The organism is Deferrivibrio sp. (genome assembly GCF_055117995.1).
On record NZ_JBSQOT010000013.1, the window covers coordinates 1 to 13,900 of the forward strand.

A 13,900-nucleotide genomic window follows, 5' to 3' on the forward strand; every position below is an offset into this window, starting at 1 on the left:
TCGGGGTTTATAAGATATTTCAAGGCGGTAAGACTTTCAAAAGAGTGCGAATGGTGTCATGGTGATCCTGCGGACTCTGTGAAGTATTGGGGTAACTCAGATGGAATTGACCCCACAGGCGTAAAGATGGAGGGGTGGAAAGCAGGTGAAGTTCATGGTGCTTTTGAAATTATGATTCCTCTAAAGCCAATATATGCAACTATCAACAAGAATTTAATAAAAGATTTTATAGTTTTGATAATTGTTATTTTGATTGTTTCTTACTTGATATTCTTCCTCAATGATAGATTCATTTTCAAACGTCTTAACAATGTAAATCTTGCCCTTGCAGAAATTTCAAAAGGTGACTTCAGTAAAATTGTTGAGGACAAGAATTATCATGATGAGGTTGGTAAAGTTGCACTTTCAGTCAATAAAATGGTAGAAGATATAAGAGAGGTGCTTAGGGTTGTAGCTGAGTCCATAGATTCCCTTGCATCTACATCTGCAGAACTTTCAAGCAACTCTGAAATGATTGCGGCTGGCGCTCAGGAACAGTCAGAACAAACTGCTACCACTGCAAGCGCCGTAGAAGAGGTAAATGCAACTGTTAATGAAGTGGCTCAGAATGCTGCCAATGTTGCAAGAAGTGCTAACGAAGCCAAGGTATCTGTTGAACAGGGTCATAAGGTTGTGGAAGATACTAAAAATATGATGGAAAGCATAGCAAATACTGTAAAGCAAACTGCCGATACTGTTAGAGCGCTTGGAGAATCAAGTGAGCAGATAGGTCAGATTATACAGGTAATTGATGAGATAGCAGACCAGACAAATTTACTGGCATTAAATGCTGCAATTGAGGCTGCAAGGGCAGGTGAGCATGGTAGAGGATTTGCAGTAGTAGCTGATGAGGTAAGAAAATTGGCTGAAAAGACAGTCAAAGCTACAAAAGAAATAGCAGATATGGTTCAGATGATTCAGGCAAATACCGGTGGGGCAGTAGCAAGCATGACTGAAGGTGTTGAGCAGGTGGAAATCGGAAAGGAAAAAGCCGAAGAAGCCAAACACGCCCTTGACACAATAAAAGTTAATGTAGAAAATGTATCTTATGAAGTCGAAAATATTGCAAGGGCTACTGATGAGCAGGCCAAAGCTACCGAAATGATGGCAAGTGCCGTTGAAAACATTTCAAAAGTAAGCTCAGAAAATTCCGTTGCTGCTGCTGAGTCAGCTCAGGCAGTAGAGATGCTTGCAAGACTTGCAAGTGATTTGCAAAGTCAGATTAACAAATTTAAAGTTAAATAATTTAAAAAGCCCTCTTTTAAAGGGGGCTTTTTTTATGAGGCAAATTTATGTATGAATATAGACTGAATAAAATAAACAATGAACTCTGCAATATTTTGAAAATACTTGGGATAGATTTGATTGAAGAAGATATTTATTCAAAAACCGAATATATTTTTTATTCTGAAAATAAACTTGATAGTATTCTAACATCTTTATCTCTTGAATATTCTTTGAAAGAGGTGGATTCTCTTGGTTGGGAAGATAAGTGGAAAGAGTATCTTAGACCAGGACAATTAACAGAAAATGTAGATTACATTTTTGATACAAAAGACAAGAAAGAGTTTAGAAAAAGCATATTGATCAATCCGGCGCTTGCTTTTGGAACAGGGAACCACCCGACCACAAAAATTGCAGCGAGGCTGCTTGAAAAGGTTTCTGCCGGAAACACTGTCCTGGATGTAGGGTGTGGAAGTGCAATACTTAGTATACTTGCAAGTATAACTGGTGCAAAAAAGGTGTACGGATTTGATATTGATAAGATAGCAATGGTGAATGCAAAAGAAAATATTTTATTGAATAATTGTAAAAATATTTGTTTATGGGCTGGTACCACAGAAAGTATCAGACAAAACATACAGTTTGATGTGGTATGCGCCAATATTATTTCCAGTGTATTGATAGATATTGGGAAAAACCTGTTTAAACATACAGGTAAGTATCTTGTAGTATCAGGTATCCTTAAAAGTGAAATGGAAGAATTTTTGAATAAATTTACAAATAGTCAATTTTCTGTTGTTGAAACACTGAGTATTGAAAACTGGTTTGGTGCAATTTATAAAAGGGTATAATGGAAGGTTTAAGCAGATTTTATTGCAATGATAATTTTTCTGAAGAATTGGAATTAAGCGGAGAAATACTCAACCATATAAGAGTGATGAGGCTTAACGTTGGAGACTTTATCGTACTGCAAAACGAAAAATTGATTGCAAAATATAAAATTTCAGAAATGAAAAAGAGAAGTGTTTTATTAAGTAAGGTTGAGGAAAGAAAATGTAGTCAACCTGGTTATCAACTTGTTTGCTTTATCTGTTTATTGAAGAGGGAATATATGGATAATTCCATTGAAAAGATGGCAGAAGTGGGGGTTACGGAAATTATTCCTGTAATATCTGAAAGGAGTTTACAAAAAATTGATACGCAGACACTTCTCAGATATCAAAAAAAGGCTATAACAGGAAGTCTGCAGGCGGAAAACACCTTTATAACACAAGTAAAAGAAACTATTTTGCTTAGAGATATACAAACAGATATGAAGGAAAAAATAATCTTTTACGAAAGGGCAGAGCAAAAATACCCTGAAATATCTTGCCAAAAGGTTGCTTTTTTTGTTGGTCCTGAAGGCGGAATTACATTTAACGAGCTCAATATCTTAAAAAGTAAAGGGTTTAAAACTTTTTCCCCTTTCAAATCTATACTGAAGGCTGAAACAGCTTCTGTGGTATTTGCCGGTCTTTTAAGGAGTGAAATTGAAAAACTTTTACTTTAATATTAAGGATAAGAAATTTATGGAAATTGCCCTTGAGTTTGCAGAAAGAGCATTTGAGCTTGGAGATGTCCCTGTGGGTGCTATAGTGGTAAAAGATGAAAAGATTATTGGCAATGGTTTTAATTTAAAAGAAAAGACCAAAGATCCCACTATGCACGCTGAAATTGTTGCAATGAGGGAGGCTGCATACAGTATTGGAGACTGGAGACTTAATGATTGTACTTTGTATTCTACTTTGGAGCCATGCATAATGTGTGCCGGTGCAATATTGCATTTTAGAATAAAAAGAGTGGTTTTTGGCGTAACTGAGCCTAAATTTGGTGGAGTGATTACAAAGGCAAATCTATTTGATATAGATACATTAAATCATAAAGTAGATTACGCCTATGGAATTTTTGAAGATGAGATAAAAACACTCATGAAAAATTTTTTCAGGAAGCTTCGTTTCGATAACATCAAGTCGTAAATATTCTCATCCTGGCAAACAAGTTAAGCAAAATATCTTGATATTTAAATCAGTTATATGGTATTGTTAAATAAAGGTGAATATATGGAAAAAGTTTTTGATATCGACAAACTGTTTAATATGGGTCCTGTTGTTATGATTGTCTGGGAAGACTTTGACGATGGGGTAATATCCTATATTTCTGAAAATGTATTGGATGTGCTTGGATATACACAGGAAGAAATTATCAATACAGAGTTTAGATATGCAAAAATTATTCATAGCGATGATTTAACAAGGGTTAAAGATGAAATAAGTAGTTACCTTGATAAGAATATAGATAATTTCAGCCAGCAATACAGATTAAAAAAGAAAAATGGTGAATATATATATGTATTTGATTTTACCAGGGTAATAAAAAACGATAACAACGACATAGTAAAAATCATTGGTTATTTTTATGATCAAACGGAATCTGTGCTTTTAAAACAGGAAATTGAGAAAAAACATAAACGTCTTGAACTTCTTATCGACTCAGCAAATCTTGGCACTTGGGTTTTGAATCTTAATAATAAAAATGTAGAATATAACGATAATTGGGCAAAAATTATAGGCTATACATTAAATGAACTTGAGCCTCTATCTTATGACACCTGGGCAAAAAGATGTCATCCTGAAGATTTAGATAAAGCTCTTAACAAGCTTGAAAAATATTTAAATGGTGAATCTGATATTTATGAAGTTGAATTTAGAATGCTCCATAAAGATGGCTATTATAAATGGATATTAAGTCGTGGCAAGGTATTGGAATATGATAAAGATGGCAACCCCCTAATCTTGTATGGGGTACATATCGATATTGATGAACAAAAGAAAATAGAAGAAAAACTTAGAAGGTTTGTAAAATATCTTAACACCGCTCAGGCTGTTTCAAAAACAGGTAGCTGGCATATAGACATAAATACAAACAATTTATGGTGGTCAAAAGAAACATACAGGATATTTGGACTTACGGAAAACAGTTTTGTAAACCTGGATAAATTTATTGAAAGGATTCATCCGGATGACAGACAAAAGGTATCAGATGCCTTAAAGCAGGCTATTGATGGAAAAGTTTATGATATAGACCACAGAATAATTGTGGGTAATGAAATAAAATGGGTAAACGAGAAGGCTGAAGTGGTATTTGATGATGACAAAGCTATTGAAGCTTTTGGGACGGTTAGAGATATTACTTTGGAAAGACAAATTTATGAAAAATTGAAAAATGAAAATAGGCTTATAGAGCTGTTGTTTGACCTGTTACCTGGTTTTTTATGGTTTGTTAATAAGGATAAAATAATACAAAAGCAAAATAAAAACGCAAAAGAGAGATTCGGCAGCAAAATTGGTGAAAAGTGCTATATGAGTATTTTTTGTGGTAAATTTTTGTCTGAAGAGCATAAAAAACTATTAAATGAAGGGATAGAGTTGCCAGAGATGAAGTGCGAATTTTGTATTGCAAATGAGTCACTCGATTTAAAAAGCGAATTTTCTATAGAAATTGAAGATAGGGAAAACAAAAAATTTTACAAGGCGTGGTGGATACCTTTAAGTGAAAATGAATATATACACTACCTTATAGACATAACAGAACAAAAAGAGGCAGAAAGTTACTTGATGGAGCTGGCTGTAAAAGACCATCTTACAAAGATTTACAACAGGAGATATATTACTGAGAGGCTTGAGGCTGATATTGAGCTTTGTAAAAGGGCAAATAGAACATTTTCCCTGATAATGTTTGATATAGACCATTTTAAAAATATAAATGATACTTACGGACATAATGTAGGGGATAATGTTTTAATAAAGTTAACCGACATTGTAAAAAGAAGGATAAGAAAAATTGACATATTCGCCAGGTGGGGTGGTGAGGAGTTTTTGATAATGCTGCCGGAGTCAAGGCTTGAAAATGCAAGATTACTTGCTGAAAATTTGAGAAAACTCATCGAAGAAACAGATATTCTCAGAGACAGAACAGTTACCTGCAGCTTTGGTGTAACAGAATATTATGAGGGCGATACGGTTGACTTTATTGTAAAAAGAGCTGATGATTGCTTGTATAAAGCAAAATTTCTTGGCAGAAACACTGTTGTATCCATTTAAGTTGAAATACATACAAAACAAGTATAAAATATTTTATGCGAATATTAACAATATTGATAACATCTTTCGTTTTAGTGTCTTTTAACTTATATTCAGCAGATATCGATATATTTTATTCTCAGTACAAGCCGTTTGTTTATACCGACTATTCAGGTAACCTGAAGGGGTTTGACATTGACCTTATAAAAGGTTTTTGTGAAGAATTGGGATATAATTGCAGATTCACCTCCAAAACATTTAATGAGCTGCTAAAAAGTGTAAGCAAAAATGAATGTGACATTGCAATTGGTTCAATTTATATAAATGAAGATAGAAAAAAAAGAGGATTGTTTAGTATACCCTATCTGAATAGTGGTCTTGTAGCGATAGTCAAAAATGATTTTCACGACAATTATAACAGTTTAATGAATAAATCTGTTGGTGTGAAAACCAATGCTACGGGGCACATACTTGCAAAAAAATTGAAAGATAAGCACCACTTGTTGGAGATAAAAGAATATATCTCGACTTATGATTCATTTATGGCGCTGGCAAAAAATGAAGTCAGTTGGGTGATAAATGACTACTACAACAGCCTGGATATGATTTATTCAAATTTCAGAGGCGAATTTAAAATTTTAACACTTGACAAAAAACCGTTATTTTTTGAAAAATCAGAAATAGGTTTTTATTTGCCACTGGAAAAGACTACTTTACAGAAAAATCTTAACAGCTACCTTGCCAGGTTAAAAGACAATAAAAAGCTCGATGAATTGGTAAATAAATGGTTTTACCTGACAAAGCCCATAACAATAAAAGAATATCTTATTTCGACAATTATAACCACTTCAGCTGGTCTTATAAGTATTTTCCTGATTGTAATCGTTGGAGTGTTAAGGATTAAAAATACAAAACTTAGGGCATATAATGCATTTTTAAGGTCTTCACTTGATTTGCCTTCTGTGGCGATTATTGCATTTGATGAAAACGGTAAAATTGTTTTATGGAATAAGGGAGCAGAAAAATTAATTGGATTTAATGAGCACGATGTAAAAAACATAAAGGAAATACTTTCCAAAACTGAAGATTATAACAGTATAACCGTTCAGGGGAATCTTATTTTGAAGATTAACACAAAATCATCATTGAAAGAGTTTTATGTAAGTATTCACAAAGCTGAGTTTTATTCGGCAAGATATATATTGTTTGGCATTGATGTAAGTGAAACAATAAAAGCCTTAAACTCAAAGCTTTTATACGAAAGCCTTTATTATAACGTTATAGAAAATTCGTCAAATGCCGTTGTTGTGCTGGAAAATGGCAAGGTATTTTTAAACAAAACATTTATTAATCTTTTCAATGTAAAGGATAAATTCACCAATTTTGAAACCCTGCCGGATAATATCAAAAAATTGTTAAAAAAATTTATAGATTCGGATAAAAAATCCATGCAATATTTTAGTATGGAAAATATAATTGCAGGAAAAATCTTTGATGTGAGTCTTATAAAAGACAGTATTGAGGCAAAAAATTATTATCTGGCAATCTTTACGGATGTTACCGAAAAACACCAGCAGCAAAGACTTGTTGAGTTGGCTGAAAAAGATGAAGCGATTGCAAATATTGTAACCAGCACCGTCTATGACATTAACAATCTACTGGGAGTAATTATTAATTATGCCTCAATAATAAAACTTAATAATGATGAAAATATTCAAGAGCCAGAAAAGATCATTGAGGTTGCAGAAAAGTGTTCACAATTTCTCAAATCTCTTAATAACTTATCAAAAGTTTCCCAGGATAGCTCAAAAATAGACATAGATAGCTTTTTATTGCAAAAATATGACTTTTTTAAAAAGGTTGCAGGATATAATATCAATCTTGAGCTAAAGATTACCGACTCAGGTGGCTATATAGTTGCCAATGAACAAAAACTTATGCAAGCTATTTTAAATCTGATAATAAATGCAAAGGATGCCATTATTGGCTCAGGGAGTATAATTATCGATAAATATATTGAGAATGGATTTATAATTATTTCCGTTACGGATACAGGGCAGGGGATACCTGATGAAATAAAGAGCAGAATATTTGAGAGGTTTTATTCCACCAAAGGGGATAAAGGAACGGGACTTGGACTTTATGCAATCAAAATATTTATGGAAAACATTAAAGGGGATATTTATTTTAAATCAAAATACAAAGAGGGGACAACATTCTATCTAAAGTTTCAAAAAGTCGATTAAATTATTTGTTGATAAAAAGTTAAGTATCAGATACAATCCGGTGAAATGTTATTGAAGGAGGAATTATGAAATCAAAACTTATTATTTTGTTACTCATTGGAGCTATTTCTGTTTTTGGTCTGTCAGGATGCGTTGCACCCGTTGTGGTAGGTGCTGCCGCAGGGGCAGGTGCTACATATTCTTTGACAGCTGATTCTGTAAGCGATGCAGTTGACGCTCCTAAAGAGGTTATTGTTGAAAAATTCATAAATATTGTAAAAAAACGTAATGGAACAATACTTTTTGCAAGTATTACCGAGGGGAGTGTCAAAGCGGAGATTGGAAATGTTAAGCTTTTTTTGAATGCAGAAAACGTCACAAAAGGTGCAGTAAAATTTACTATAAGGGCCAGAAAAGGGTATAATTTGCTTCCTGATAAAGAGACTGCAATCGAAATTTATACAGAGCTTTCTCAAGGGCTAAAGTAAATGATTAGAAACGCTAAAATAACTGATGCCAAAGAAATCCAGAATCTTGTAAACACTTTTGCCAAAAAAGGGGAAATGCTCACCCTCAGTTTAAGCGAAATATATGAAAGAATTTTTGAGTTTATTGTATATGAAGAAAACGGCAAAATTCTTGGTTGCTGTGCTCTTCACCCTTCATGGGAAGACTTAGCCGAAATCAGATCACTTGCGGTCAGTGAGGAGTATTTCAATAAAGGGATAGGCAAAAGTCTTGTGAAACACAATTTGCAAAGGGCAAAAGAGCTTGGAATTAAAAAGGTTTTTGCCCTTACATATAAACTGAAATTTTTTGAAAAGCTTGGATTTTACGAAATCCCAAAAGACAGTCTGCCCAGAAAGATATGGTCTGATTGTCTTAAATGCCCACTTTTTCCTGATTGTGATGAAATAGCTGTTATGATCGAAATTTAATTGGAGTAGTACCTGATGATTATTGAAGATTTGCTTGGTAGATTTGAAAAATTAGAAGATAAATTTAAAATGTTTATCCCTGTTGTAAATGAAGAAAAGATTGCCCGTGAAATTGAAAAAATAGACAAAATGTCAATGGAAGATGCCGATTTTTGGAATAAAAAAGAATCAAAAATCCTCTTAAAAGAACAGGCAATCAAAAAAAGATTTTTAGAAGAGTATAAATTTATAAAGAAGTTAGTGGAAGACTGTAAAGTAATGATTGAGCTTTTTGAGTCAGGAGAAGATGAGGCAGAAAAGGAACTGTATCAGCTTGTCAATGAACTTGAGGACAAAATTACTGACTTTGAGCTAAAACTTATTTTAAATGGTGAAAATGACAGTAACAATGCTATTCTCACTATACATTCAGGAGCTGGCGGCACAGAAGCAAATGATTGGGCTAACATGCTTTTTAGAATGTACACCATGTGGGTAGAAAAGAAAAATTTTAAATACGAGATACTGGACTTGCTCCCCGGAGATGAAGTTGGAATTAAATCTGTCACTATCAATGTGGTTGGCGAATATGCATATGGGTATTTGAAGGGTGAAACAGGTATTCACAGACTTGTAAGATTATCCCCATTTGATTCAAATAACAAAAGACATACGTCTTTTGCATCCGTCTTTGTTTTACCTGAAATAGATGACGACATTGAAATAAGTATCGTGGAATCTGATTTAAAGATAGACACATTTAGGGCAAGCGGGGCAGGTGGGCAGCATGTAAATACCACAGATTCAGCAGTAAGAATTACACATATTCCAACAGGTATTGTGGTAAGCTGTCAGAATGAAAGGAGTCAGCATAAAAATAAGGCGCACGCAATGAAAATCTTAAAAGCCAAGCTTTATGAACTTGAGCTTGAAAAAAGAAATAAGGAAAAAAGTGAACTTGAAAGCAGTAAGTCAGAAATAGGTTGGGGTAATCAGATAAGATCTTATGTAATGCATCCGTATAAAATGGTAAAAGATTTAAGAACCAGATATGAAACTGGAAACGTGGATGCTGTAATGGATGGAAATATTGACGATTTTATAAAATCTTATCTTTTTTATAATGCAGGAATTAAGGCTGATGGAACGCAGTAAAAGATTGAGAGCAACTTACGCAAAAGTTGACCTTGACAGATATATCAAAAATATAAACTACTTAAAGAATATATCCGGTAGTCTTGCAATTGCCACTCTCAAGGCAAATGCCTATGGACACGGAGCCACAGAGCTTGGTAAACAGCTTCTCAAAACAGGTACAAGTGATTTTTTTAGCGTTGCAACTATTGAAGAAGGGGTAACATTAAGACTTAATTTGTCAGACAAACCAAAGATTCTTGTGTTAGGCTATGTGGATGACAGATTTTTTGAGGAAGTGGTTAAGTATAATCTTATTCTTACAATTTATGATGATGAAATAGCAAATAAGTATCACAGATTTCTTGAAAAAAAAGCTGTAAAAATGCCTGTGGCATTAAAAATTGACACCGGCATGCATAGGCTTGGTTTCAAGACAAACCTTGATTATGTAGAGTTTTGCAACAGATTTCACCTATTTGATGTTACATTGGTGATGACTCACTTATCAAGTCCTGACAGTGATGATGCTTTTACAACAGCTCAAATGGAAGAATTTGATTGGTATATAAAAAAATATAAAATAAAAAATACTTCTGTATTAAACTCTTCGGCAATTTTAAAATATAAAAAGGACTATACTTTTATTAGGCCTGGTATTGCTTCATTTGGCTATGTTTACGGAATAGAAGACAAAAATTTAAAACCGGTTATGAGCATTTTTTCCAAAATAGTCCATGTAAAAAATATCAAAAAAGGGGATTCAGTAAGTTATAATAGAAGATTTATAGCAGAAAAAGATATGAAAATAGGTGTACTGCCAATAGGATATGCTGACGGTTACCCAAGACTTTTTACAAATAAGTCTTATGTATATTTTTGTGGTTATAAAGCAAAAATACTTGGAACTGTATGCATGGATATGATTATGATTGATTTGACAAATGTGCCTGAAAGATATTATAATGAAGAGGTGGAACTGCTTGGAGATAATGTTTCAGGTTATAAATGGGGAGATTGGGCAAATACAATTATTTATGAACTCTTATGCAGAATATCAAGTCGTATTCCAAGAGTGTATGTGAGTGAAAATGGAATCATTGGTTAACTTATTAACTGTTATCGGTTTACCTTTTACGCGATTAATTTTTGGCGCCGGCCGTATGTTTTTGCTTTTCATTGAAACAGTCGTTTGGGCGTTCAGACCGCCATTCAGGTTCAAGCTTCTTTTAAAGCAGGTCGAGTTTATAGGGATAAACTCCCTTTCAGTAATAATACTTACTGGCACATTTACCGGAATGGTTTTTGCATTTCAAAGCTACATAGGTTTCAGCAAATTTGGGGCGGAATATATGGTAGGTACTGTTGTAGCGCTTGGTATGGCAAGAGAATTGGGACCTGTATTAAGCTCAATAATGGTAGCAGCAAGAGCAGGCTCTGCTATTACAGCCGAAATCGGTACAATGAGGGTTACCGAGCAGATTGACGCTCTTTATGCCCTTGCGGTTGAACCTGTACAATATCTTGTGCTCCCAAGAATTTTTGCCGGAATAATTGTAATGCCCATTTTAAATGCCGTAGCTGTTTTCTGCGGTACAATTGGCGGATATTTTGTTGGGGTCAATATTTTAGGCATCAATAAAACTTTATACTTGCAAAATATGTATAGATATGTTGACCTTGCAGATTTTTATAACGGTATGGTCAAGGCAACTGTTTTTGGGCTAATTTTAACACTTGTTGGCTCATATAAGGGGTTTTACACTAAAGGCGGAGCGGCAGGTGTAGGACAGGCCACTACAGAATCGGTTGTACTTTCATGTGTTTTGATACTTGTATTTGATTATATTCTGACGGCATTTATGTTTTAGGTGAAAAATGATTAGTGGTGTTGATATACAGATAGAAGTTAAGAATCTGCATAAAAGTTTTGGAGATTTCAAGGTGCATAAAGGGATAGACCTTTTAATACCAAAAGGAGCCATCACTGTTATTTTAGGTCCTTCCGGCACCGGAAAAAGTGTACTCTTAAAGCAGATAATGGGACTTATTATGCCTGATAAAGGGGAAATACTTGTCGATGGAGTTGATATTACCAAACTTGACAAGAAAGAGCTTGTGGCAGTCAGAAAAAAATTTGGAATGCTTTTTCAAAATGCCGCGTTGTTTGACTCAATGAATGTCTACGAAAATGTTGCTTTCCCTCTTAGAGAGCATACTAAGTTAAAAGAGAAAGAGATTAGAGATATTGTGATAGAAAAATTGAGGGTTGTTGGTCTTAAAGATGTAGAATATAAAATGCCATCGGAGCTTTCCGGTGGTATGCGAAAAAGGGTAGGGCTTGCTCGGGCGATTGCCCTTGAGCCGGATATCATTTTGTATGATGAGCCTACAACAGGGCTTGATCCGATTATGAAAGATGTAGTGGATAATCTTATTTATAACACTCAAAAAAAGCTAAATATTACTTCCGTTGTCATTTCTCATGATATTGACAGTACAATTAAGATTGCTGATTATGTGGCAATGATTTATGATGGTAAAACGGTTATAAACGGGACAATAGAGGATTTAAGGACTACTGATAATCCTTATGTCCAGCAGTTTTTAAGTGGCTCAATGGATGGACCTATTAAAATTTTTTAGAGGGGTATTAGTTTATGAAGTTTGGACTTGAAGCGAAAGTAGGTGTCTTTGTGGTTCTTTCTCTGATACTAATTGGTTATATGACTACAAAAGTAGGAGATATAAGCTTTGGTAAGCAAAAAGGTAATATTATCAAGGCTTACCTTAATAATGCCTCAGGTCTTGAAAAGGATGCAATTGTGAAATTTAAAGGGGTTGATGTAGGTTATATTAAAGATATAAAACTTGAAGACTCAAAAGTTGCACTTGAATTGGTAATAAAAGAAGGTGTTATCTTGCCGTCAAACTTAAGAGTTTCTGTTCGCGCAAGCGGTTTTTTGGGTGAAAAATTCCTTGAACTTGAACAGTTAGGGGAAGATTCCGCAAGTACGTCTTTAAAAAATGGCGATGTAATTACGAACTCCAAAGAGAGTGTTGACTTTGATCAGTTAAGTGCAAAGTTGGGTGATATAGCTGACCAGGTAAATATCCTGGTAAAATCTCTCAATGATGTTTTTTCTTCTCAAGAGGGGAAAGAAAATATGACAAAAACACTTGAAAATGTAAGATATTCAACAGAAAGCCTTAAAACTATTCTGGAAGAAAATCAGAAAAAAATAAATACCATTGTTAATATTGTGGAGCAAATAACAGATACTATCAGTAAAATGACAATTGCCAATCAATCAAATATTAATGAGCTTATAGCAAATCTTACGGAAGTATCAAAAGTATTGAAATCTCAAACACCTGAAATTGCCAATAAGGTTAACAATATTACAGGAAATATAGATAATCTGATTGCTGATTCAAAGGGTGACCTTAAAGAAACAGTAAAAAATATGAAAACAGTTACAGCAAAACTTGAAAAGTCTGTGGATAATATAAATGCTATCACAGATAAAATCAATAAGGGTGATGGTACAATAGGAACACTGTTAAATGACAATGAAACTGCCAAAGATGTAAAAGAAACTGTTAAAGGGCTTAAAAATATGGTTACCCAGTTTGACAGATTTAAGTTTTACCTTTCATTTAGCGGTGAAAAGATGTGGGATACCGGTGAAACAAAAGGGTATTTCAAAGTTAAGGTACAACCTCGCAAAGATAAATACTATCTTCTTGGCCTTGCAACAAGCACCGGAGGAAAAGAGTATATTACAAATACCAACTACACATATACCGGTGATCTCCCTTACCATATTGATGGAAATACCGGTTCAACATATTCAAATTACTCTGTAAAAGAAGTGAAAAGAAAAGAAAACTCTCTGACTTTTATAGCCCAATATGTTCAGAGATTTTATGACAGACTTGATTTGAGAATAGGATTGATGGAATCAGAGTTTGGACTGGGTGCCGATTATTTTCCTTTTGATGATGAAAAACTGCAGTTTTCACTGGATGCGTATGACTTTTCAGACAGCAACACAGACAGAAAACCACACATGAAAACAAGCCTATATTACAACTTTACAAAAAATTTGTATCTAAATGTTGGGTATGATGATTTTCTAAATAGTGATACCAAGAGCGGATTTATAGGAGCTGGGCTTATATTCCTTGATGAAGACTTAAAATATCTTTTTGGTAAAGTCCCGCTTCCAACAAATTAGGA

13 protein-coding genes are annotated in these 13,900 nt (G+C 34.0%); all 13 read left to right on the top strand.

Going from position 1 to position 13,900, the window contains the following annotated elements:
- A partial coding sequence (locus tag ACTCAF_RS05200; RefSeq protein WP_463062230.1) for a methyl-accepting chemotaxis protein occupies nt 1-1,284 on the top strand: 1,284 nt, incomplete at its 5' end.
- A 47-nt stretch (nt 1,285-1,331) separates the two neighbouring features.
- Nucleotides 1,332-2,114 (top strand): 50S ribosomal protein L11 methyltransferase, encoded by a 783-nt coding sequence (locus tag ACTCAF_RS05205; RefSeq protein WP_463062231.1) that lies wholly within the window; start codon nt 1,332-1,334, stop codon nt 2,112-2,114.
- The gene (locus tag ACTCAF_RS05210) at nt 2,114-2,812 is read left to right on the top strand and encodes an RsmE family RNA methyltransferase (RefSeq protein ID WP_463062232.1); all 699 of its coding nucleotides are present in this window, start codon (nt 2,114-2,116) and stop codon (nt 2,810-2,812) included. The genes ACTCAF_RS05205 and ACTCAF_RS05210 overlap by 1 nt, the downstream gene beginning before the upstream one ends.
- Nucleotides 2,793-3,278: a tRNA adenosine(34) deaminase TadA gene (gene tadA, locus ACTCAF_RS05215; RefSeq protein WP_463062233.1), complete on the top strand. Its 486-nt coding sequence runs from the start codon at nt 2,793-2,795 to the stop codon at nt 3,276-3,278. Before ACTCAF_RS05210 ends, tadA begins: the two co-directional genes overlap by 20 nt.
- Nucleotides 3,279-3,362: 84 nt before the next feature.
- Complete coding sequence (locus ACTCAF_RS05220) at nt 3,363-5,402, top strand: sensor domain-containing diguanylate cyclase (protein ID WP_463062234.1); 2,040 nt, start codon at nt 3,363-3,365, stop codon at nt 5,400-5,402.
- Nucleotides 5,403-5,437: 35 nt separating this feature from the next.
- The gene (locus ACTCAF_RS05225; RefSeq protein ID WP_463062235.1) at nt 5,438-7,627 is read left to right on the top strand and encodes a transporter substrate-binding domain-containing protein; all 2,190 of its coding nucleotides are present in this window, start codon (nt 5,438-5,440) and stop codon (nt 7,625-7,627) included.
- A gap of 65 nt (nt 7,628-7,692) precedes the next feature.
- Nucleotides 7,693-8,094 carry a hypothetical protein gene (locus ACTCAF_RS05230; RefSeq protein ID WP_463062236.1) on the top strand — a complete coding sequence of 134 codons (402 nt, stop codon included), beginning with the start codon at nt 7,693-7,695 and terminating at the stop codon, nt 8,092-8,094.
- The gene (locus tag ACTCAF_RS05235) at nt 8,095-8,544 is read left to right on the top strand and encodes an N-acetyltransferase (RefSeq protein ID WP_463062237.1); all 450 of its coding nucleotides are present in this window, start codon (nt 8,095-8,097) and stop codon (nt 8,542-8,544) included.
- A gap of 15 nt (nt 8,545-8,559) precedes the next feature.
- On the top strand, nt 8,560-9,678 hold the full coding sequence (prfB, locus tag ACTCAF_RS05240; protein WP_463062238.1) for a peptide chain release factor 2: 1,119 nt from the start codon (nt 8,560-8,562) through the stop codon (nt 9,676-9,678).
- Nucleotides 9,665-10,765 carry an alanine racemase gene (alr, locus tag ACTCAF_RS05245; RefSeq protein ID WP_463062239.1) on the top strand — a complete coding sequence of 367 codons (1,101 nt, stop codon included), beginning with the start codon at nt 9,665-9,667 and terminating at the stop codon, nt 10,763-10,765. Before prfB ends, alr begins: the two co-directional genes overlap by 14 nt.
- Nucleotides 10,766-10,820: 55 nt before the next feature.
- Nucleotides 10,821-11,528: an MlaE family ABC transporter permease gene (locus ACTCAF_RS05250; RefSeq protein ID WP_463062240.1), complete on the top strand. Its 708-nt coding sequence runs from the start codon at nt 10,821-10,823 to the stop codon at nt 11,526-11,528.
- A 7-nt stretch (nt 11,529-11,535) separates the two neighbouring features.
- Nucleotides 11,536-12,303, top strand: coding sequence for an ABC transporter ATP-binding protein (locus tag ACTCAF_RS05255; protein WP_463062241.1), 768 nt, complete (start codon nt 11,536-11,538; stop codon nt 12,301-12,303).
- Between the two features lie 14 nt (nt 12,304-12,317).
- Nucleotides 12,318-13,898 carry an MlaD family protein gene (locus tag ACTCAF_RS05260; RefSeq protein WP_463062242.1) on the top strand — a complete coding sequence of 527 codons (1,581 nt, stop codon included), beginning with the start codon at nt 12,318-12,320 and terminating at the stop codon, nt 13,896-13,898.
- Nucleotides 13,899-13,900 lie beyond the last annotated feature (2 nt).

Excerpts from the sequence above, each read along its gene's own strand:
- prfB (WP_463062238.1), top strand. The coding sequence starts at position 8,560 with ATGATTATTGAAGATTTGCTTGGTAGATTTGAAAAATTAGAAGATAAA.
- ACTCAF_RS05260 (WP_463062242.1), top strand. The coding sequence starts at position 12,318 with ATGAAGTTTGGACTTGAAGCGAAAGTAGGTGTCTTTGTGGTTCTTTCT.
- alr (WP_463062239.1), top strand. The coding sequence starts at position 9,665 with ATGGAACGCAGTAAAAGATTGAGAGCAACTTACGCAAAAGTTGACCTT.
- ACTCAF_RS05250 (WP_463062240.1), top strand. The coding sequence starts at position 10,821 with ATGTTTTTGCTTTTCATTGAAACAGTCGTTTGGGCGTTCAGACCGCCA.
- ACTCAF_RS05205 (WP_463062231.1), top strand. The coding sequence starts at position 1,332 with ATGTATGAATATAGACTGAATAAAATAAACAATGAACTCTGCAATATT.
- ACTCAF_RS05220 (WP_463062234.1), top strand. The coding sequence starts at position 3,363 with ATGGAAAAAGTTTTTGATATCGACAAACTGTTTAATATGGGTCCTGTT.
- ACTCAF_RS05225 (WP_463062235.1), top strand. The coding sequence starts at position 5,438 with ATGCGAATATTAACAATATTGATAACATCTTTCGTTTTAGTGTCTTTT.
- ACTCAF_RS05255 (WP_463062241.1), top strand. The coding sequence starts at position 11,536 with ATGATTAGTGGTGTTGATATACAGATAGAAGTTAAGAATCTGCATAAA.
- ACTCAF_RS05230 (WP_463062236.1), top strand. The coding sequence starts at position 7,693 with ATGAAATCAAAACTTATTATTTTGTTACTCATTGGAGCTATTTCTGTT.
- ACTCAF_RS05235 (WP_463062237.1), top strand. The coding sequence starts at position 8,095 with ATGATTAGAAACGCTAAAATAACTGATGCCAAAGAAATCCAGAATCTT.
- ACTCAF_RS05210 (WP_463062232.1), top strand. The coding sequence starts at position 2,114 with ATGGAAGGTTTAAGCAGATTTTATTGCAATGATAATTTTTCTGAAGAA.